The sequence below is a fragment of the Collinsella sp. LCP19S3_A6 genome (assembly GCF_052122015.1).
Lineage (GTDB): Bacteria > Actinomycetota > Coriobacteriia > Coriobacteriales > Coriobacteriaceae > Collinsella.
In genome coordinates this window covers 98,617-118,959 of sequence record NZ_JBQKDD010000004.1, presented here as the reverse complement: position 1 = coordinate 118,959, position 20,343 = coordinate 98,617, and the positions used below count along the sequence as shown (strand labels likewise).

The window sequence follows — 20,343 nt, the reverse complement described above, 5'->3', positions numbered from 1 at the left end:
TTCCTCAAAACTGAAAAATTTTCGTTTTTGAGGAATAGAGATAAAAGACCGCGAGGAGGCCCCGATGAAACTCATCAATAGAGCGTCATATATGGACACGTTGACGAGTCTTATTGGCGTGCCGGATATCAAGGTCATCACGGGCATCCGCCGCAGCGGTAAATCAAAATTGCTCGAGGCCCTCCGCGATTACGTGGAGGCAAATCTGCCTAATTCGAATGTCATCCATATCAACTACAACCTCGATGAGTTCGAGAACCTTCTCGAGTATCACGCGTTGCTCGCTTATGTAAAAGATCACCGGGTGCCCGGCAAGCAAAACTTCCTGCTTATCGATGAGGTTCAGATGTGCGACGGTTTTGAGCGTGCGATCAACAGCCTTCACGCATCCGAGCAGTATGACATCTTCATTACCGGATCGAATGCCTTTTTGCTGTCGAGCGATCTGTCGACGCTCTTTACGGGGCGCACGTTCGAGATCGAGGTTTTCCCATTCTCGTTTGAGGAGTATCGTCTCTATGGCGACGAGGGCGAGGTCGACCGTGACTTCGATGAGTACGCGAGAACCGGCGGTATGTCTGGCTCTTACCCTTATCCACTGCAGGAGCAGCGCTATCAATATCTCTCCAACGTCTTTAAGACGCTCATTGTGAGAGATATCGTGCAACGGCATAACGTGAGAAACGAATCGGCGCTGCTGCGCATTGCCGATTACATGATGGACAACGTTTCCAACATTACGTCGGCACGCAACATTACCGATGCATTAAATGCGGAAGGGCTAAAGATTACGAACAAGACGGTCGGTGCGTACATGGGGTACCTGTGCGATGCGTTTGCCTTCTATAAAGTTCGTCGATATGACATTCGCGGCAAGAAATACCTTAAGAGCGGCGAGAAGTATTACCTGGCAGACCACGCGTTCAAATACGCGCTGCTCGGTACGCGCGATATGGACTGGGGTCGCGTGTACGAGAACATGGTGGCCATCGAGCTGCTGCGCCGCGGATATGAGGTATACGTCGGCGTACTCTATAAAAAGGAAATTGACTTTGTAGCAATCAAGCGAAGCGAGAAGCTCTACATTCAGGTGAGCGACGACATCAGCTCGGATAAGACATTTGAACGCGAGATTTCACCACTGCTGAGCATTGGCGACGCGTACCCCAAAATGATTCTCGCCCGCACGCATCACGAGGCCACGGACCGCGACGGAGTGCAGATCGTGGACCTGGCGAGGTGGCTGTGCGGTGAGGCGTAGCGTGCATCGAGCCTATTCCTCAAAACTGAAAAATTTTTGTTTTTGAGGAATAGAAAGGCTTTGAGCCTCTTAGAAAGCCATTGGGCTGCCTTTCCGGTGCGAGATTTGTGTCCGCGCCGTGCGAAATAATAGTTTATGTCCTAACGATGGGAGCAGACTATGGCTGACAAAGCAAATTCGGCGTGTCCACAGGCATGGAGGGTTGCAAAATCCCTATCCGAGAAAATACTCGCTCAAGGCAAGAACGGGGTTTGGTCGCCTGCGTGCGTCGCGAGCTTGTTGACGATTGTACGAAAGGGTGCCTCGGGCGCCACATGTCGGGAGCTCGACATGCTCCTGGGCGATGGCGACATGTTTAGCGAGCGTGATCCCTTCGGCATCGAGCTGGAGCGGAACTGGGGCTATGACGGTTATGATGCGAGCTCGGCAACGGCAGCTTGGCTTTCCAGGTCCGCGAGCCCATCGGAGGCGTTTCTGCACGAGTGCGACAAATGCAGCGTGCATGTGTCAATCGATGACTTGGCCGATCCGCGCGTTAGCCAACGGGTGACCGATTGGATAGCCGAACAAACTCACGGCCTGCTGTCGCCAAGCATCGAGTTATCACCAGTGGCTCTTGCCTGTCTTGTGAGCGCGCTTTACATGAAGGATGCATGGGCGGATCCGTTTGACGGCGAATCGACCAAAGTTGAGACCTTCCATGCAAAGAACGGCGATGTTCAAGCAGCGTTTATGCGTGGCGAGCGCGATTGTGCGGTGATCGTCGAGAACGGCAGGGTTGCCTTCTTGTTGCCGCTCAGCTCCGATGCCGGCGTGTGTTTTGTTCTTCCGAGCGGCGAGGATGATCATATTGATGACGCGCTTGGGCTATTCGAGCGTCTGTCCCAAGGCGAGGGAGAATGGGAGCCCGTCGACCTGGGGATTCCTCGCTTTGAATGCGAGTCGACGCTCTCGGACGTCTGCTCGCTGCTAAAGGCCGCCGGCGTCTCTACGGCAACTGCGATGGAGCTTACACCTATGGTGGGGGTAGAGGGGACTCCAACGCAGATTGTCCATGGCGCGAAGTTCGCTGTCGATGAGAACGGCGTAGAGGCCGGCGCGTACACGGTGATGGTCGCTGTCGCGGGCCTTCCGCCGGAGAACCCGCCAGAGCCGCGCAAGATAACGCTTGACAGGCCTTTCTATGCAGCGCTCGTGTCTCGCACCGGCGTACCGCTCTTTGTGGCAAGCGTCGCGCTGCCGTCGGTGGACGTGCAAGAAAGGTGAGGTTGAGGTTTGCGAGGGGGGCTGCTATGCCAAGGGTTGCCAACGTACTCTTTCCAGCTGACTATTCTGTTTTGATGAAACGTAGTCGCTTGATCTGGCTCACGGAGGGGTTGGAGAACTAGAGTCACCTAGTCCGTGCGTCAGAGAAACCGAGGGGTTAAGACAGTGCTCACGCTTGGCTCCGGTCCCTGTCTTGCCCCAGCTCCTGCATGCGGCGGTAGATTTCGCAGATACCCTTAATGGTGAGCTGTCCATCGACCACGTCGAAGGCATCGGTCGAATCGGCGACGATGCCGGCGAGGCCTCCCGTGGCGATAACGTTGGCATCCTCGCGGCCCAGCTCGCGCTTCATGCGCGCGACCAGGCCTTCGGCCATAGCGGCGGTGCCCACCACGGCGCCGACCTTGATGCACTCCTCGGTATCGCGGCCGATGGCGTGCTCGGGCGCCTCGAGCGGCACGCTGGCGAGCTTGGCGGCGCGGGCGGCAAGTGCATCCATGGAGATGCGGATGCCCGGCGCGATCGCTCCGCCAATGTAATAGCCGTCCTCATCGATGACGTCGATATTGGTTGCGGTGCCAAAGTCCACCACGATTGCCGGCGCGCCGTAGAAAGTCTCAGCCGCAACGGCGTTGGCGACGCGATCGGCACCTACGGCCCGGGGACGCGCCGCGCGCAGCTTGGTTACGGCGGCCGTCTGCGGCCCAATGACGATGACGTCTGCGGCAATGCGGTCGGCCACGGCATGCCATTCGCGCGAGAGCTGCGGCACCACGCCCGCAAAGGCGATAGCGTCGACCGCGTCGAGCGAAAGGCCGTACATCTTAAAAAAACCCATCAGGCGCACATGGATCTCATCTGCGGTATAGGAGCGGTCGGTGGGCATGCGCCACGACTGCACCAGCTCGTCTCCGTCAAACAGGCCCATGGCCGTCTGCGTGTTTCCCATATCGATAGCGAGCAGCATGTCTACTCCCGGTTTCGGCATAAAAGGACGCGCACCATTGTATACGTGCTGTCGACGGCGCTCGGCTGCGATTCGTTTACGGTGATATGGGCTGAGGGGTTTTAAATATGAAGGAATTATGCTCTACGAGAATTTCCTTGCCGTCCACCGAACTCCCGAGTAGTATCCTTTCTTGCGCACATGAGGCGCCCAGACATTGCGGGGTGGAGCAGTCTGGTAGCTCGCCGGGCTCATAACCCGGAGGTCGTAGGTTCAAATCCTGCCCCCGCGACCAAGATTTTTAACAGCTCAGAGGCATTGTTCCTCTGGGCTGTTTTCTTTTATCTTGACAATGCAGCGAGGACTCCTGAGCGGAATATGAGCAGATTGCAACGACCGCCAAGGCAAAACGGATGCCAATAAAACTAAAACCAGCTAAATAGAAGTGAAGAACCCGTAGAATCTTTCTCAGTGGAAAAGGCTATCAAGTGAGGGTCCGTATGCCAGGAAAGAAAGCCGATGCAGAAGCTTTTGCAAGCAGGTGGGCGAAAAAGGGAAATGAGAACCAGGACACCCAGCGGTTCTGGATTGACTTTTACCAGAACGTCCTCGGCGTAGAGGACGCGGTGTCACGGCTTGAGTTCGAAAAGCCCGTTTCCACCGATGCGAGCACACATGAAGGGTACATCGACGTCTTCATCCCGTCGGCAAAAACCCTCGTCGAGCAGAAGTCGCTTGGAATCGATCTCGCCAAGGAGGAGACGCACCAGGGACGCAAGGTGACACCAGCGAAGCAGGGTAACGCCTATGCTCAGGGCATGCCCCTCTCCCAACAGCCGCGCTACATTATCGCTTGCAATTTTGCCGAGTTTTGGGTCTTCGACCGCGAACGGGACTCGCTATGCCGGGAGCCTCTTTTCAAGTTGCCACTCGCCGAGCTCCCCAAGAATCTCGCGGCCATTCAGTTCCTCAAGGGCGGGGCGGAGGCCCCGGCCACGATCTCCCGTGCCGTCTCCGTAGAGGCCGGCAAGATCATGTCGAAACTTCATGACCAGGTTGCCGAGGCGTTCGACGACCCCGACGCGCCCGAGAACCACCATGCGCTCTCCGTGCTCATGACGCGCCTCATGTTCCTTATGTTCTGCGAGGACGCTGGTCTCATGGAGCCAAATGCCTTCCGAGACTACGTCGCACACTTCCAGGCGGGTGATCTCAGGCGAGGCCTCAAGGACCTGTTCGTCTGGCTCGATACCAAAGATGAGGACCGCGACAAGTATGCCGAGTCCTGGCTGAAGAAGCTGCCCTACATGAACGGCGGCCTCTTTCGTGAGAGGACGGAAATCCCGCCATTGTCCGAGAGTTTCCGACATACGCTCATTGTCGAGGGCTGTCAGGAATTCGATTGGACTGGCGTGAGCCCCACGGTCTTCGGTTCCATCTTTGAGGGGGCGCTGTCGCATGACCATCGGCGTGCGAACGGCCAACACTTCACGAGCCCCGAGAACATCCATAAAGTGATTGACCCGCTTTTTCTCGACGATCTCAAGGTGGAGTTTGATGAGGCCTGTGCAAAGCCCGTCGCGGGCGGCGCGAGGACCCGTGCTCTCAAGGAGCTCCATGAGAAGATCGGTAGCATCTCTATCCTCGATCCGGCGGCAGGTTCGGGTAATTTCCTTACGGAGAGCTATCTCTGCCTGCGACAGTTAGAAAACCGTATTCTTTTTGAACTCCAAGGAGAACAAACGTCTTTCCGCTTTGAGGAGGTCGAGGCCGCCGACGTCCTTGTCAGTCTGAAGAATTTCCATGGCATCGAGCTTGAGGATTTCGCCTGCTGCGTTGCCCGCACTGCGCTCTGGATTGCCGAGAAGCAGGCGGATGCCGATACGGCAAAGGTGACGCAGCGCGTCTATCAGGAACTGCCGCTCACGGACTACGAGGGCATCGTCAACGCAAACGCGCTTCGCATCGACTGGAACGACGTGGTCCCAAGTGATGAGGTCAACTACGTTCTCGGCAATCCGCCGTTTATCGGGCAGTCCCAAAGGACCGATGAGCAGGTGGACGACCTCAAGTATGTTTGGGGCCGGGGCTACGACGGCTATCTCGACTATGCGACATGCTGGTATAGGAAAGCGGCCGATTATTTGGTTAATACTGACGCGGAGTTTTCGTTTGTCTCGACGAACTCGATTTGCCAGGGCCAGCCGGTTCCATCCCTTTTCAGGCCCCTATTCGACGCGGGATGGAGGGTCAGTTTCGCACACCGTTCTTTCGTATGGGATTCGGCGGCTGACGACGAGGCCCATGTGCACGTAGTCATCGTTGGATTCTCCCAGGGTCCCGTGGAGCCTGTTGCCTTCTCGTATCATCGGGGCAAAAGGACGATTGAGCATCCGAACAATTTGAACGGTTACTTGCTTGACGCTCCGAACGTCTTTGTTGAGAAGAAAATGAGACCACTGTTTGAGGATGTATCTCCTATGGTCATCGGAGGTAAACCGGCGGATGGGGGATACTTCCAGATTAAGACAAGAGAAGAATACGAGGACGTTATTTCCGACAGCGTCGCCGCAAAATATGTAGTCCCGTGTGTGGGAGCCCAGGAGTTGATTAACAACAAGGAAAGATGGTCTTTGTGGCTTGCGGACGCGCCTAGATCGGATATCGCGAAATCCCCGATCTTGAGGGAGAGGGTCCAGGGAGTCCGAGATTTCCGTTTGGCTTCGAAGAAAGCATCGACGAGGCGGCTTGCTGATGAGCCCTGGCGCTATGCTGAGGTGAGGAAGGCCGACGGGCCGTTCCTCTGCGTCCCGCGTCATTTTTCCGGTGGGCGAAAGTACTTCACGGTCAAACGGTGTGAATCCGGGGAAATCGCTACGGACGCCTGTTTCTTCGCCGACGACCCCGATGGTCTCCTGTTCGGAATCATCTCATCAGGGGTCTTCATGGCGTGGCAGAAGGCGGTCGGAGGCGAGCTCAAGAGCGACTGCCGTTTCTCGAACACCATCGTGTGGAACAATTTCCCCCTGCCGAAATTAACCGATGAGGGACGGCGGGCCATCATCGATGCCGGTCAGGCGGTGCTTTCTGCAAGGGGGCTGTATCACGGCGCGTCCCTGGCCGACCTCTATAAACCGGCGGACGAGTTCCTGTATCCAGAGCTGTTCGAAGCCCACGGCAAGCTCGACGAGGCAATCGAATCGGCCTACGGTGTCGATTTCAATGGAGACGAGAACAAGATCGTCTCCCATCTATTTAATCTCTATGCCGAAAAGGTCGGTGAGTAGCGTGAAGGGGAGTGCCGTAAAGCCAAAAGAGGGGGCGGAGCTATCCGAGTCCGATTCTGTGAAAGAAGGTATTGGGGGCCTAAAGGCCGAGGCTGATCGGGAGGAGGAAGAAGCCCAGAGATATGCCGTCGCCTTCCTCCAGAAGGTGATGAGACTGAAGGGCGTGGCGATCGAGCGCGACCATTTCCTCCGTTCTGAGCTCCGGAAACGAGGCGTCTCGGACGAGCGAGTGGAGCTCGCTATTTCAACGAGCCCGGCAGCCGCCGGGATGGATTCCGGCCTTGTCGACTCCATCGCCATGGACGTCATTGATTTCGAGACGAAGAAATCGAGCGTCCTTTCGTTTTCCGCGGGATTGCCCGGAGGACTCGCGATGCTCGGAACGATCCCGGCGGACGTGACGCAGTACTATGTCCACGCCTTTCGAATCATGCAGAAACTGGCGTATCTTTACGGCTGGCGGTCCTTCATCGACGATTGCGACGAGATGGACGATGAGACCTTGGCGGCTTTTGCCCTTCTCCTGGCTGTGATGGTCGGAGTGGGCGGGGCCAACTCCGCGTTGACGGCGTTTTCCAAAACGGTTCAGTCGAATATCGCCAAGAAGGTCGCCAGCAAGGCGCTTACGCAGACGAGCTACTACCCGATCATCAAAAAGGTTCTTGCCGGAATCGGCGTCAAGATCACCAAAAGCAGTTTCGGCGACGCGGTGAGCAAAGTCGTTCCGGTCGTCGGCGGCTTCATCTCGGGCGGCCTCACGTTCGTTAGCCTCAAAGGCGGGTCCAGGAGACTTGCAGGGGAGCTCAGGTTGTTGCCACAGGCGGCAGGCCCCGCAACTGCGGAACGGTCGGGCCCCGTTGGGCTATAAGCCGATTCGGTAAACTAGAACAGAAAGAGGAGCCAGATATGGCAATTAACTTGAAGACTGCGAAAGGCACGCATCGGGCGAGAGGGTGACGGATGAAGACTTATAACCTGGACACCATCCAGAAGGTTCCCCTGCGCGAGGTGTGGCCGCATGAGGCCCACGACTTCACCAAGTGGCTGGCCGAGGAGCAGAACCTCGCAACCCTCGGGATGGCGGTCGGAATCGAGCTCGAGCTCATAGAGACTGAGTCCTCGGTCGGATCGTTCAACGTGGACATCTACGCGCAGGAGTCCGGTACGGGCCGCAAGGTGATCATCGAGAACCAGCTCGAGGACACCAACCACGACCACCTCGGCAAGGTGATCACGTACGCCGCCGGCAAGGGCGCAGAGGTCGTCATCTGGGTCGTGGCGCGCGCCCGCGACGAGCACCGCCAGGCCATCGAGTGGCTCAACCAGCACACCGACAGCGACTTCGGGTTCTTCCTGGTCGAGGTCGAGCTCTGGAAGATCGGGGACTCCCTGCCCGCCCCGCGCTTCGGCGTGGTCGAGCAGCCGAACGAGTGGACCAAGGCCGTGAAGCTCTCCGAAGGGCTCAGCGAAACCGAAAAGGTCAAGCTGGCGTACTGGACGGCCTACCGCGAGGTGGCGGGCGGCCATCCGGAGTTCCTCAAGGAGTTCAGCCCGCAGAAGCCCAGCAAGGACCATTGGTCGACGCTTCGCCTGGGGGTCTCGGCATACCATCTCGCCCTGCTCATCGATACGCACAAGGGCCGCACGGGTATCGAGCTGTACGTGGACGACGACAAGGAGATCGGGCACCGCGCCATCGCCAACAGCGGAATCTTCGAGGAGTGCCTCGGGCTGACGGCGGCACCCTTCGATGCGAAAAAGGCCTCGGGACTGCGCTTCTACAAGGCGGGCCACCCCATCAAGGGCCACCAGGACGCATGGCCGGGGTACATCGAGGAACAGCTCGGATGGGCCCTCGAGATGAAAAAAATAATCGCGGAGATCGGACTTTAAAAGCGCTTCGGCAATTACTGGGCTTATTGGACACACTTTTTGTCCTATAAGCCGACTGTTTTCTGACTACAAAATGCGGGGATGTCATCGAAAACAACGCTTGCGGTATCCAGATTCTGGTGGGGATAGATATCGCGAGCAAGGATTCCGATGCTAGACGATGCGCCCGGTAAGGTGCCCGGACGCATCGCGGTCGGTCTGTTGGGGGCCGTGCATCTGACGGTAAGATCTATCACGATGTTACAGGGCATGCCATCTTGCGGTCTTTCCCGTTCCGTCGCTATCGATGGTCTTGTCCACCTTCTTCATTTTCGCTAGAAGGTTCGATACCTTCTTGGCCTTTTGCGCGTCGGTAAGGCCCGAGGGGAGAAGATCGTTAATGAGGGCGGTGATTTTCGCACGTGGTGCGGGCCCCGTTTCTGAGAGCATCTGAATGACAAGCGCCTTGCAGGCCTCTTCATTGAGGCCTTTGCTGCGCGTGTAAGACACCTCCTGTCCCGTCTTCGAGGCAAGGGCGTTCGTGATGGAGATATGGGGGTACCTGCCTTCGATAAGCTTGAGTCGATGCAGCTCTGAGGCCTCCTCGTTCGTGATTTCCTCGCCTTTTTGAACCTTGTCCAAAAGGTAGACGACGTCCATCGGAAGGTCCGGCTTAGCATAGAGTAGCCTGCTGTAGCTCTCATTGATGGTCTTACCGTAGACACTTACGCGCACGCGGGTTGGATCCGAAAGGTCGCAGGTGGGTAGGGGGAAGTATCGCTTTCTCTGCATCTGGAATACTTTGGGGATTCCCATGGCGATGGTGTCGATCATGTCCATCTGCACCATCGCCTCGGAAAGGAAGGGGTTGCGGTAGTAGCTTGGCTTAAAACCCGGCCGCATCGCATTTTCGATTGTCTCCGGAATGAAGGACCCTTCGTTTAGGAAAACGAGGTGATCCTCGAATTCCTCGACGTTGATTCGCCCCTGCATGGAATAGTCTTGATGGGCGATACAGTTGTTCAGGAGCTCTCTGATGATCTCGGGTTCGTACTGGTCAGCCTCAAAGGGAAACAGACTCGCGCCATTTGCGTTGAACCGGTACTTCTCGTTGCGGATTTTCCCGAGTACCTGGTCAATCGCGAGAAGGAAGGGTGGTTTGAAGTGCTCGTAAGAGGTTACCGATCCATTGGAGGCATAGAGAGTCCAGGTGATGCGCGGGCTCATCCCATCGAGCAAGCGGGTGGATTCCGGCCTTCCGAGCAGGATGAGTGTCGTCGGGGTGATCTTGCCGTTTCTGGTTAGGTTTGCCATGTCGAGAATCGTGCGGTCATCCATGTCCGCGAACGCCCCGGAATGCCGTCGGTGCTTGGAGAGAAAGAGCCCCACCGCTTTCTTCACGGCTTCGGGGTCGAGGTCCTCGAAGGTTGCTTCTTCGATTTCGAGGGCACTCCAGTCCGGCCTCCGCATTTGGCGTATCTGCTCGTACTTATCGATGGGGAGTGGCCCGAGTGATTCGCCCTCGCGCGCCCATGCCGCATTGTTGAACGCCGTTGGCATGCCCGGCGTTGCGGCGGGGATTTGAAACGCGAGGACGCGTTTGCCGTCAATCCTGAGTTCATGGATCTCTCTCAGGGTGAGGTGGTTGTTCGCGCGGTCCGCAATCTCCTTTTTAAGGGATCTAAGGTTGGCCGATTTCCTTCTCGGTAAGCGGTTCCGCATGCGACCTTGTCGTTGTCCATACCGAAGATGAGCCAGGCGTCTTGTTTCCCGCGCAGGACCGCTTCGTTACTCAGGGCGGAGAAGTACTTCCCGAGGTTCTTGAAACTGAAGTCGTTTTTCGCTTCCTTGAGCTCGATAACCTCGCTCTCGTAGGGCTTCTCGATACGGGCGATGAGTTCAAGGACGTCGTGATCGCTGTAGTACAAGATCGCTCCTAACGGTCTCGTGGCTGATATTTAGTCGTAAGATACGACTAAATACCGAAATCAAAGTCATTTTAGTCCAATCTAACGACTAGAAATAAAGATGTTGGACTGTTTATAGGACTAAACACTGTGGAAGGCCCGGCTTTAGTCCAATCGCTGTTTGACGGCCCGCCATATCCGTAACCCGGAGGTCGTAGGTTCAAATCCTGCCCCGCGACCAAGAACTTGCAGCTCGTCGGCCTAGCCGACGAGCTTTTTTGTTATTCCGGGATCGTGTTTTCGGTACGGTCCGCAGCTTCTCAAACAATATCTTGATCTGTAACAGATGGACCCGATTTGGACGTCTGGCCGTTACAAATCGAGACAAACCAGCACGCCAGCCTCCGTTTGTCTAAATCTGTAACACGAGGAGCGATTTTTGTCGTCTAATTGTTACAGATCAAGATTATTCGGAAGCCCGGTTTGGTTTGTCTCGATCTGTAACGCCTAGGGCCGGTTTTGGTCGATAGATGTTACAGATCGAGACGTTTTGTTGGGATGGTTTCTATTGTCTCGATCTGTAACAGGTAGGGGTCAAAAGTGGGCCTAGCTGTTACAGATTTAGATTGTTGAGGATGGGTCGAGAGGAATATCTCGATCTGTAACAGTAAGACCCGGTTTTGCTGAGTAACTGTTACAGATTGAGACAAACCGACGGGCCGCCCCGCCCCATCCGCCTGCCTCCACCTGATATTCGCCGATTTTCGTTGTGCCGCTGTACCCCCATGCCATATCCTCTAAACAACTACGCGGCACCATCGCCGCCGCGTCTACAAGAGAGGAATGTTCATGACCGCACCTGCGTCCAAGCTGCTCCAGCCCATTACGGTTGGCCCCCTTGAGCTCAAGAACCGCATTATGTTCCCGCCGCTGACCACCGGCTATGAGGAGCGCGACGGTTCCATCGGCGAGCGCAGCCTGGCTTTTTACGAGCGCCTGGCCCGTGGCGGCGTGGGCTACATCGTCATTGGCGACGTCGCTCCCGTCATGACCGCAAGCCCCACGCCCAAGCTGGCGACCGACGCCCAGATCCCCACGTTTAAGGCGCTGGCCGACGCCGTCCACAAGCACGGTGCCAAGGTCGCGCTGCAGCTGTTCCACCCCGAGTACGACGTGCCCGGTGTCGGCCGCATGGTCATGGGCTCCATGGCTGCAGCCAAAGCCGCGCAGGAGGCCAAGGCCGCCGGCGACGAGGAGACCTTTGCCGCCAAGATGGCCGAGTCCAACGAAATCCGCAAGCAAGCATACGCCAAGCTGCACCACGACATGCAGCACTTTGTGAACGAGGCGAGCGTAGAGCAGCTCACCCAGATCAAGGAGGCCATCGCTGCCTCGGCCGCTCGCGCGCAGCAGGCCGGCATCGACGCCATCGAGGTCCACGGCGACCGCCTGGTGGGTTCGCTGTGCTCCGCGATCCTCAACAAGCGAACCGACGAGTACGGTGGCTCGTTTGAGAACCGTGTTCGCTACGCGCTGGAGGTCGTCGCTGCCATCAAGGAAGCCGCGCCGCAGCTGATGGTGGAGTATAAGCTCCCCGTGATCATGGAGAACCCCGACGGCACGCTGCGTGGCAAGGGCGGCCTGCAGCCCGATGAGGCCTGCGAGTTTGCCAAGCTGCTCGAGGGCGCGGGCATCGATATGATCCAGGTTACACAAGCCAACCACACCGGCAATATGGGCGACACCATTCCGTCCATGGGCGCCATGCCCTACAACTGGACGCTGCCCGTGGCCGAGCGCGTCAAGGCCCTGGTCTCCGTGCCGGTTGCAACTGTGGGCCGTGTTGTCTCGGTCGAGGCTGGCGAGAAGATCCTGGAAGACGGCGCCGCCGACATCATCGCCTACGGCCGCTCGCTCATGTGCGACCCCGACATTGCGCTGAAGGCCGCCACGGGCGAGCCCATCCGCGAGTGCCTCAACTGCAACAAGGGCTGCGTCGATGCGATTCAAAACCGCAAGTACATCTCGTGTGTGCTCAATGCCGAGAACGGCGACGAGGCTACCATCGCCATTAAGCCGGGCGAGGGCGACAAGAAGATCGCCGTTGTGGGCGGCGGTATTGCCGGTCTGGAGGCCGCGCGCGTGGCGGCCAAGCGCGGCTACGACGTGACCGTCTACGAGGCGAGCGATCATCTGGGCGGCCAGATTGTGCTGGCGGCCGCGCCTCCGCGCAAGGACGAGATCATGCGCTCGGTCGAGTATTACGAGAAGATTCTGCCCGGCCTGGGCGTGAAGGTTGAGCTCAACCATGCCGCTACCACTGAGGACCTCAACGCCGCCGACGCCGCGATTGTGGCTGTGGGCGCGCACGACGTGGTCATTCCTGTTCCGGGTGCCGATTCTAAGAAGGTCGTCTCGAGCTGGGACGTGCTGGCCGGCAAGGTGGAGCTTACGGGCCGCGTCGCCGTCATTGGCGGTGGCCTGGTGGGCACCGAGACTGCCGAGTACCTGCTGCAGCACGGCTGCGAAGTGGCGATTGTGGAGATGCTCGACAAGATTGCCGCGGGCGAGTCCGAGACCATTCTGCCGCTGATTATGAGCGTCTTTGCAGAGCACAACGTGGAGCAGCATGTTAAGACCCGTCTGACCGCCATTACCGACGAGGGCGTGGAGGCCATTCGCACTGCCGATGACGGCGCCGAGGAGCCGGTGAAGATCGCCTGCGATTACGTGGTGATGGCCGTCGGTTCCAAGGCCAACGCGTTTGACTTGGATGGCGTTACGGTGCCCGTGACCTGTGTGGGCGACTGCTCGGGCGAGCGCACCGCCGACATTGCGAACGCCATTCGCACGGCATATCACGCGGCCAACGAGCTGTAGTTGAACATCGCGGCCAGGCGGGGCGGTAGCACGGATCTGTCTCGCCCGGCCGCGTCCCATCGGGTGTCAATCGGGGCGGGGCCTGCAAGCGCAGCAGGTCCCGCCCTTTTTGTTTTGCCCCGGTGGACGGCAATGCGCGCTAATCATGGGGAGTGAGGCGTCTACTGCCTTGCAGGCTGCTCAAAATTATTGGAGGAGGGGTTAATAATCATACCCTCTATTCCAAAGGATATAAAGAGATGCCAATTTTGCTGGCAAGCGAATGACGATTAGCTGCGAGCTAGTTACCAGCGTAAATAATCAATAAAGAAATGTCGTAAATTGGTGTCAAATTCCCAGATAGCGCCGCGTCTATTTTAATTAACTGCTTTGAGCAAACAGTAAAATGCTACTATCTAACTTGCACGTAAGAAAGCAATTTAACGTTTAAGGCTAAGAAGTAGAAGTGGCAGGTATGTCAGAAACAACAAGGACTCGCACGCATGCGCCCGAGATTAGGCAGCGCGCTGTCGAGATCCTCCAAGAAGGGGTTGGCCATCGCGCGCTCGCCGCAGAGCTTGGCATCCCCCAGGCCACAGCCCGTCAGTGGGCCCGTGCGTATGCCGTGGGCGGCGCCGACGCCGTTCTCAATGCGGGCTCTCATCACCACACATATTCGTTTGACGTTAAGCTTGCCGTGGTTAAGGACCGCTTGGAACACGGTCTGACGGTGCGTGAGGTCATGGTCAAGCACAAGATCCCCAGCGAGTCTTCGGTTAAAGCTTGGTGCCGACAGTATCGCGACGGTGGCGAGGCCGCCTTGGTCGATAAGCCGCGGGGTCGTAAACCGCGCGTTAAAAAGGCGGAATAGCGAACGGGATGGTGCGTCCGCAGGGGCGCATTTTTCTTGCCGCGCCAACTTTTTGGATCGCCGCGAGTCTATCGGGACATCCTTCAAAGTGGTCAATAAACCGCGCGCAGTGGCCCGTGCGCCCGCCGCTACGAGAGGGGGAGCGTCGCCTCTCTGCTCCAAAGCGGACATGTCCTTACCCCATACGCCTAAAACTTCCCAGTTGACCGAAAACCTGCCGCCTGAACTCCCAATTTGAGCTATAACGTTAAGCAATTGCAGCGTTTTTGCATGGGGGAGTGATGGTATGACGCTACTGTATTTCCTTACCCTGTTTCCGCTGGTACCGGCGATGGGCATGCTGCTCGCGCGCAGTGACCGAGCCCGCGATGCGGTAGGGCTTGTAGGCTCCGGCATTATTATGGCGGTGACCGTTGTAGTCGCCGTCTTATTTTTTGGCACGGGTCCGCAGGGCTTTGAGGTTGCCCCCGGCACCTCGCATGTGCTCTCGATCATCAGCTCCGTCGTCGACGTAATTCTGTGCGCCGTCATCCTGTACAACGCGTTCAAATATAGGAACGCGCTTACCGGTGTGCTCGGCGTGGTGCAGCTGGTGGGTTCGGTTGCCTTCGCTGCCATGACGCTGCCCACGGCCGAGGTCGTCACCGCCACGCCGCTCTACCTGGACTATATGAGCGTGATCATGGTGCTCGCCGTTGGCATTGTCGGCAGCCTGATCTGCGTGTATGCCCTGGGCTACATGAAGGACTTCCAGGCGCACGATGAGCACGAGGCCGCGCTGCGTGGGCAGACCGCGCCCGACCGACGCCCGCAGTTCCTGGCGCTTATGTTCCTGTTCCTTTCGGCCATGTTCGTCATCGTGACGAGCGACGACCTGGAGTGGCTGTTCTGCGGCTGGGAAATCACCACCGTGTGCTCGTTTCTTATGATTGGCTATACGCGCACGCCCGAGGCCATCAAAAACGCCTTTACCCAGATCATCCTCAACATGCTGGGCGGCATCGCGTTTTTGGCGGGCCTTATGTTCCTGCACGTCAACGGCGTGCCGCTGACCATCTCGGGCATGATCGAGCTTTCCGGCGCCGGAACCGCGCAATCCGCGCTGCTGGTGCTGCCGGTCGTCTTGCTGTCGATCGCCGCGCTTACCAAGGCCGCACAGATGCCGTTCCACACCTGGCTGCTCGGCGCCATGGTCGCCCCCACGCCCACGAGCGCCCTGCTGCACTCGTCCACCATGGTCAAGGCCGGCGTGTTTTTGATGGTCAAGCTGAGCCCGCTGTACGCCACCTATCCCGTGACCGGCTTTATGGTCACGAGCGTGGGCGCCATCACGTTTTTGCTCGCCGCCCTCATGGCCATCTCGCAGAGCAATGCCAAGCGTGTGCTCGCGTACTCCACCATTTCCAACCTGGGCCTCATCAGTGCCTGCCTGGGTGTCGGCGCGCCCGAGGCCGTGTGGGCCGCCATCTTCTTGATCTTGTTCCATACGGTGGCAAAGTCGCTGCTGTTCCTGTGCGTGGGCACCGCCGAGCATCATATCGGCAGCCGCGATATCGAGGACATGGACGGTATGTTCAGCCGCATGCCGCACCTGACGCGTCTGATGATGCTGGGCATCATGGGCATGTTCGTGGCGCCGTTTGGCATGCTCGTGTCCAAGTGGGGCGCCCTGGTGGCGTTTGCGCAGACCGGCAATGTGCTCATGATCATGGTGCTGGCCTTTGGCTCGGCCGCGACGTTCTTCTTCTGGGGCAAGTGGCTCGCCAAGCTCTCGGGCGTGGATTCTACGGCCGAAAACGTGGAGGGCAATGTCCATAAGACCGAATGGATAGCGCTCAACACTATCGCCGCGCTGCTGATTCTGTGCTGTGTAGCGTTCCCGATTATCTCGAGCGGTCTGGTGTCGCCTTACTTGGCCATGGTGTTTGGCCGCGTTCCGTATGTTATTGGCAAGGATGCCATGTATCTAATGGTGGTTATCGTGGCTTTTATCGCCGTGGTGCTGCTGACTTCATTCCGCGTGAGCAACAAACCGCACGTAAACGTATATCTTTCGGGTGTGGGAACCGACAATTACCGTCATTTCCGCGGCTCGATGGGACACGAGGTGAAGGCCGAAAAGCGCAATTGGTACCTGGAGGATGCCCTTGGCGAGAATCGCATTGGCCCCGCGGGCAGCATCGTGTGCTGCAGCATCATCCTGTTCGCGCTGCTATGCTGCGTATGGATTGGTCCCGATACGCTCGCCATGGGCGAGCCCTCGGTGCTGCGCGGAAAGTATTTCGAAGGCTCGGGCGTCGTGGGCATCTTTATAGGCACCGTGGCGTTTGCCCTGCTGGCGCCTTTGGTTGGTGGCCTGATCGACGGCATCGACCGCAAGCTGTCCGCCCGCATGCAGGGCCGCGTGGGACCGCGTCTGCTGCAACCGTTCTACGATGTAGCCAAGCTCCTGCGCAAAGCCCCTGCCAGCGTAAACACCGTGGACGATACCTACATGGCGTGCGCGCTCGTCTTTACCGTGGTGGGCGGCGGCATCTTTGTGTCGGGTTCCAACACACTGTTATGCGCCTTTATGGTTACCCTCGCTGCGATCTTTGTGGTGCTGGCGTCCGCCTCGACGCAAAGCCCGTTTGCCCAGGTCGGCGCCGACCGCGAGCTGCTGCAGGTCATGAGTTACGAGCCCGCCGTTTTGCTGATGAGTGTGGGCCTGTACCTTGCCACCGATAGCTTCGATTCCATCGCCGTGACGGGGCAGTCGGCCCCCATCATCGTGTACAGCGCGCCCATCTTCCTCGCACTGCTCGCGGTGCTTACCATCAAGCTGCGCAAGTCACCGTTCGATCTTTCGTACTCGCATCACGCGCATCAGGAGATCGTCCAGGGCGTCGCCACCGAGATGAGCGGCGGCACGCTGGCCAAGATGACCCTTATGCACTGGTGCGAGACCGTGCTGTTTTTGATGTGGGTGGGCATGTTCTTTGTTTGGGACAACCCGGTGAGCTGGTTGGTCGCCCTGGTCGTTATGGTCATGACGTATTTTGTCGAGGTGCTGATTGACAATACCTTCGCGCGCAGCACCTGGCGCAGCTGCTTTAAGCTCGGCTGGGGCGTGGCGCTGGTGTTTGGCCTGCTCAACCTTATGCCCATCCTCGTCGACGTGTTTATTTAGGAGGCGGCATCCATGGATCATAAAATGTCGCGCTCGCCGTGGGTTATTCATTACGACGGCTCGAGCTGCAACGGATGCGATATCGAGGTGCTGGCCTCGCTCACGCCGCTGTTCGATGCGGAGCGCTTTGGCGTGGTCAACACCGGCAACCCCAAACATGCGGACATCTTTTTGGTGACGGGGTCGGTCAACGCCCAGAACTTGCCCGTCGTGCGCCAGATTTACAACCAGATGCTCGAGCCCAAGTGCGTGGTGGCGTGCGGCATCTGCGCGTGCTCGGGCGGCGTGTTCCGCGATGCGTACAACGTGATCGGTGGCGTGGACCGCGCAATTCCCGTGGACGTGTACGCGCCAGGATGCGCCATTCGTCCCGAGACGGTGATCGACGCCATCGTGGAGGCGTGCGGCATTCTGGACCAGAAGGAGGCCGTGATGCGCGCCGGCGGCGACCCGCTTACCGTGGGCGGTGCTGCTACCTGGGATGGCGGCGTTGAGCTGGGCGAGGACGGATTTGTGGCCGCGGCTGAGGCCGGCGACGCGCCCGCCGCTGGCGACGCACCTGCTGGGACGCCCGCCGCGTCCGCCGCTGCAAGGGGGGCCGAGTAATGCAAAAGGCAATCTATACCACCGTCGAGCTCGATGCGCTGCTGTCGCATGTCCAGGCGCTCAAGGGTGCCGGTGCCCGCTTTGTACAGATGCACGCCGAGCGCAATGTGGACGACGGCACGTATCGCTTGGTCTATACGTTCATCAACGTTCGTGCTGCCCAGGAGCAGATCGCGCAGGACGGCAGCTATGCGATTGAGAACCTGGTAGTCGAGGGCATCGACCAGTACCAGGAGATTCCGTCCATCAGCTCGTACTACCCTGCGGTGTTCCCGTTTGAAAATGAGGCGCACGACCTGTTTGGGCTTGCCATTACCGACATGCAGATTGACTTTAAGGGCTTTTTCTACCAGGTCTCGACTGCCGAGCCCATGAGCGTCATCACGCCCGAGGTTAAGGCTGCGCGCGAGAAGGCCATGAAGGTCCGTGCCGCTGCCGAGGCCAAGGCGCGCAAGGCTGCGGCCGAGAAGGCCGCCGCGGCTGCTGCAGGGGAGGGCGCTGCGAGCGTCGGCGATGCTGCGGGCGCTGCCGTCGCTCAGCCCGCTGCGGCTGCCGGCTCCGATGCTCAGCATGACGAGGCTGCCGCCAAGGCCGCGCTCAAGGCTGCCGAGATGGAGGCAAAGCTCGCCGCCATGGATCCCGAGAAAGCGGCCAAGGTTCGCGCGGCGCTTGCCGCCAAAGCCGCCCGCGATAAGCAGAAAAAGGAGGCGTAAGGTCCATGGCACATCGCTCCGTTATTCCGTTTGGCCCGCAGCACCCGGTGCTGCCCGAGCCGCTTCACCTGGACCTGGTGCTCGAGGACGACCGCGTTATCGAGGCAATTCCGCAGAACGGCTTTGTGCACCGCGGACTCGAGAAGCTCACCGAAAAGCGTGACATGCACCAGTTTGGCTACATCGCCGAGCGCATCTGCGGCATTTGCGCCGTGGGTCACAGCTGCGGCTATGCCAGCGCCTGCGAGCGCATGCTCGATATCGAGGTGCCCGGCCGCGTGCGGTATATTCGCACCATTTTGCACGAGCTTTCGCGCATTCACTCGCACCTGCTGTGGCTGGGCCTGCTCGCCGATGCCTTTGGCTTCGAGGCGCTGTTCTATCGGTCGTGGACCCTGCGCGAGCAGATTCTCAAGATCTTTGAGAGCACGTGTGGCGGTCGCGTGATTCTGTCGATTAACGAGATCGGCGGCCTTAAGCACGATATCGAGGACTCCGAGCTGGCGGGCATTGTCCAGACGCTCGATGCCATGCGCCCCGACTACGAGGCCCTGGTGCATACGTTTTTGGACGACAACAGCTGCGGCGAGCGCCTGCATGGCGTGGGCGTGATCAGCAAGAAAGACGCGCTGGAGCTTTCGATGGTCGGTCCGTTTGGGCGCGCCTCGGGCGTGGACTACGACGTGCGCATGTTTGGCGACGGTGCCTATGCGGACCTGGCTGCGTTTGAGCCCGTCGTTGCTACCGATGGCGACTGCTATGCCCGCTGCCAGGTGCGTTGCGCCGAGGTCACGCAGGCCATGGACATCATTAAGGAGCTTGTGGGCAAGATTCCGCACGACGGCATCGGCGGGCGCACCAAGCTTACGCCGGCCGACGGCGCACGCGGCGAGGTTGTGATTGAGCAGCCGCGCGGCGAGGCGTACTACTATGTGCGCGGTAACGGCACCAAGAATTTGGACCGTTTCCGTGTGCGCACGCCGACGTCGCAAAACCTGGCGGGCCTGACGCATGCACTGCAGGGCGTGCTCATTGCCAACGTGCCCATGATTATCCTGACCATCGACCCCTGCATTAGTTGCACGGAAAGGTAGGCGCGGCATGAGTTTGATGACATTTGCCAAGACGGCCTTGGGCTCTATGGTCAAGCAACCGGTCACGGTGTGCTATCCGCAGGAGGAGCTGACGGTGCCCGAGCGCCTGCGCGGGCATATCGTCAACGATATGGACGTGTGCATCTGCTGCGGTATGTGCGCACGTCGCTGCCCGGCGGGCGCGCTTGCGGTCGATCGCAAGGGTGGTACCTGGTCGATCGACCCGTACGCTTGCGTGGTGTGTGGCGAGTGCATCGAGAGCTGCCCCAAGCACTGCCTGACTATGGACACCGCCCGTACTCCAGTTGCGGCGAACAAGACTCCCACGGTAGAAACCAAGCCGGAGTAGCGCTGGAATAGGGGCCGGTGGGGCAAAAATGCCCCACCGGCCCCGCGCTTAAACGCGCGGCTAGGCTGCCGTTAACAAAACTATGCCGGTTTACGGGGCTGGATAGCGAACCTCCGACCATACAGAAAATTGCAAAAACAAAA

The 20,343-nt window shown here is 58.6% G+C and carries 15 protein-coding genes and 1 tRNA gene; 13 read left to right on the top strand and 3 right to left on the bottom strand.

Annotation, left to right across the window (positions count from 1 at the left end):
- The first annotated feature begins 64 nt into the window (after window positions 1-64).
- On the top strand, window positions 65-1,261 hold the full coding sequence (locus ACTQVX_RS03935; RefSeq protein WP_441560290.1) for an ATP-binding protein: 1,197 nt from the start codon (window positions 65-67) through the stop codon (window positions 1,259-1,261).
- Between the two features lie 159 nt (window positions 1,262-1,420).
- Window positions 1,421-2,527, top strand: a complete 1,107-nt coding sequence (locus ACTQVX_RS03930; protein WP_441546468.1) for a serpin family protein — start codon at window positions 1,421-1,423, stop codon at window positions 2,525-2,527.
- A 169-nt stretch (window positions 2,528-2,696) separates the two neighbouring features.
- Here ACTQVX_RS03930 and ACTQVX_RS03925 read toward each other — a convergent pair whose 3' ends face one another.
- Complete coding sequence (locus ACTQVX_RS03925) at window positions 2,697-3,494, bottom strand: type III pantothenate kinase (protein ID WP_441538447.1); 798 nt, start codon at window positions 3,492-3,494, stop codon at window positions 2,697-2,699.
- 197 nt (window positions 3,495-3,691) lie between these two features.
- Here ACTQVX_RS03925 and ACTQVX_RS03920 point away from each other — a divergent pair.
- From ACTQVX_RS03920 to ACTQVX_RS03905, 4 genes are all read left to right on the top strand, one after another.
- Window positions 3,692-3,768 (top strand) — tRNA-Met (locus tag ACTQVX_RS03920).
- A gap of 205 nt (window positions 3,769-3,973) precedes the next feature.
- A complete protein-coding gene (locus tag ACTQVX_RS03915) occupies window positions 3,974-6,760 on the top strand; it encodes a class I SAM-dependent DNA methyltransferase (protein WP_441560288.1) in 2,787 nt (928 codons plus the stop codon).
- Window positions 6,753-7,628, top strand: a complete 876-nt coding sequence (locus ACTQVX_RS03910; protein WP_441560286.1) for a hypothetical protein — start codon at window positions 6,753-6,755, stop codon at window positions 7,626-7,628. Before ACTQVX_RS03915 ends, ACTQVX_RS03910 begins: the two co-directional genes overlap by 8 nt.
- A gap of 92 nt (window positions 7,629-7,720) precedes the next feature.
- Window positions 7,721-8,653, top strand: a complete 933-nt coding sequence (locus tag ACTQVX_RS03905) for a DUF4268 domain-containing protein (RefSeq protein ID WP_441560284.1) — start codon at window positions 7,721-7,723, stop codon at window positions 8,651-8,653.
- A 240-nt stretch (window positions 8,654-8,893) separates the two neighbouring features.
- Here the strand turns inward: ACTQVX_RS03905 and ACTQVX_RS03900 are convergent, their stop codons facing one another.
- Window positions 8,894-10,354: an ATP-binding protein gene (locus ACTQVX_RS03900; RefSeq protein ID WP_441560282.1), complete on the bottom strand. Its 1,461-nt coding sequence runs from the start codon at window positions 10,352-10,354 to the stop codon at window positions 8,894-8,896.
- Window positions 10,264-10,560: an ATP-binding protein gene (locus ACTQVX_RS03895; protein ID WP_441560281.1), complete on the bottom strand. Its 297-nt coding sequence runs from the start codon at window positions 10,558-10,560 to the stop codon at window positions 10,264-10,266. The genes ACTQVX_RS03900 and ACTQVX_RS03895 overlap by 91 nt, the downstream gene beginning before the upstream one ends.
- Window positions 10,561-11,388: 828 nt before the next feature.
- Here ACTQVX_RS03895 and bilR point away from each other — a divergent pair.
- The 7 genes from bilR (at window position 11,389) to ACTQVX_RS03860 (ending at window position 20,200) form a co-directional block, all read left to right on the top strand.
- Window positions 11,389-13,419, top strand: coding sequence for a bilirubin reductase, long form (gene bilR / locus ACTQVX_RS03890; RefSeq protein ID WP_441560279.1), 2,031 nt, complete (start codon window positions 11,389-11,391; stop codon window positions 13,417-13,419).
- Between the two features lie 454 nt (window positions 13,420-13,873).
- Window positions 13,874-14,269 carry a helix-turn-helix domain-containing protein gene (locus tag ACTQVX_RS03885; protein WP_229770663.1) on the top strand — a complete coding sequence of 132 codons (396 nt, stop codon included), beginning with the start codon at window positions 13,874-13,876 and terminating at the stop codon, window positions 14,267-14,269.
- 286 nt (window positions 14,270-14,555) lie between these two features.
- On the top strand, window positions 14,556-17,438 hold the full coding sequence (locus ACTQVX_RS03880; RefSeq protein WP_441560277.1) for a proton-conducting transporter transmembrane domain-containing protein: 2,883 nt from the start codon (window positions 14,556-14,558) through the stop codon (window positions 17,436-17,438).
- A gap of 12 nt (window positions 17,439-17,450) precedes the next feature.
- Entirely contained in the window at window positions 17,451-18,044 is a 594-nt protein-coding gene (locus ACTQVX_RS03875) for an NADH-quinone oxidoreductase subunit B family protein (protein ID WP_427795592.1), read from the top strand.
- Window positions 18,044-18,757 (top strand): NADH-quinone oxidoreductase subunit C, encoded by a 714-nt coding sequence (locus tag ACTQVX_RS03870; RefSeq protein ID WP_441560275.1) that lies wholly within the window; start codon window positions 18,044-18,046, stop codon window positions 18,755-18,757. The genes ACTQVX_RS03875 and ACTQVX_RS03870 overlap by 1 nt, the downstream gene beginning before the upstream one ends.
- Before the next feature lie 5 nt (window positions 18,758-18,762).
- A complete protein-coding gene (locus tag ACTQVX_RS03865; RefSeq protein WP_441560273.1) occupies window positions 18,763-19,851 on the top strand; it encodes a hydrogenase large subunit in 1,089 nt (362 codons plus the stop codon).
- A gap of 7 nt (window positions 19,852-19,858) precedes the next feature.
- Window positions 19,859-20,200, top strand: a complete 342-nt coding sequence (locus ACTQVX_RS03860) for a 4Fe-4S dicluster domain-containing protein (RefSeq protein WP_441067464.1) — start codon at window positions 19,859-19,861, stop codon at window positions 20,198-20,200.
- Window positions 20,201-20,343: the final 143 nt, after the last annotated feature.

Bases quoted from the DNA above. Each gene is read 5' to 3' on its own strand.
- ACTQVX_RS03935 (WP_441560290.1), top strand. From the start codon at position 65: ATGAAACTCATCAATAGAGCGTCATATATGGACACGTTGACGAGTCTT.
- ACTQVX_RS03930 (WP_441546468.1), top strand. From the start codon at position 1,421: ATGGCTGACAAAGCAAATTCGGCGTGTCCACAGGCATGGAGGGTTGCA.
- ACTQVX_RS03925 (WP_441538447.1), bottom strand. From the start codon at position 3,494: ATGCTGCTCGCTATCGATATGGGAAACACGCAGACGGCCATGGGCCTG.
- ACTQVX_RS03915 (WP_441560288.1), top strand. From the start codon at position 3,974: ATGCCAGGAAAGAAAGCCGATGCAGAAGCTTTTGCAAGCAGGTGGGCG.
- ACTQVX_RS03905 (WP_441560284.1), top strand. From the start codon at position 7,721: ATGAAGACTTATAACCTGGACACCATCCAGAAGGTTCCCCTGCGCGAG.
- ACTQVX_RS03900 (WP_441560282.1), bottom strand. From the start codon at position 10,354: ATGCGGAACCGCTTACCGAGAAGGAAATCGGCCAACCTTAGATCCCTT.
- bilR (WP_441560279.1), top strand. From the start codon at position 11,389: ATGACCGCACCTGCGTCCAAGCTGCTCCAGCCCATTACGGTTGGCCCC.
- ACTQVX_RS03885 (WP_229770663.1), top strand. From the start codon at position 13,874: ATGTCAGAAACAACAAGGACTCGCACGCATGCGCCCGAGATTAGGCAG.
- ACTQVX_RS03880 (WP_441560277.1), top strand. From the start codon at position 14,556: ATGACGCTACTGTATTTCCTTACCCTGTTTCCGCTGGTACCGGCGATG.
- ACTQVX_RS03875 (WP_427795592.1), top strand. From the start codon at position 17,451: ATGGATCATAAAATGTCGCGCTCGCCGTGGGTTATTCATTACGACGGC.
- ACTQVX_RS03870 (WP_441560275.1), top strand. From the start codon at position 18,044: ATGCAAAAGGCAATCTATACCACCGTCGAGCTCGATGCGCTGCTGTCG.
- ACTQVX_RS03865 (WP_441560273.1), top strand. From the start codon at position 18,763: ATGGCACATCGCTCCGTTATTCCGTTTGGCCCGCAGCACCCGGTGCTG.
- ACTQVX_RS03860 (WP_441067464.1), top strand. From the start codon at position 19,859: ATGAGTTTGATGACATTTGCCAAGACGGCCTTGGGCTCTATGGTCAAG.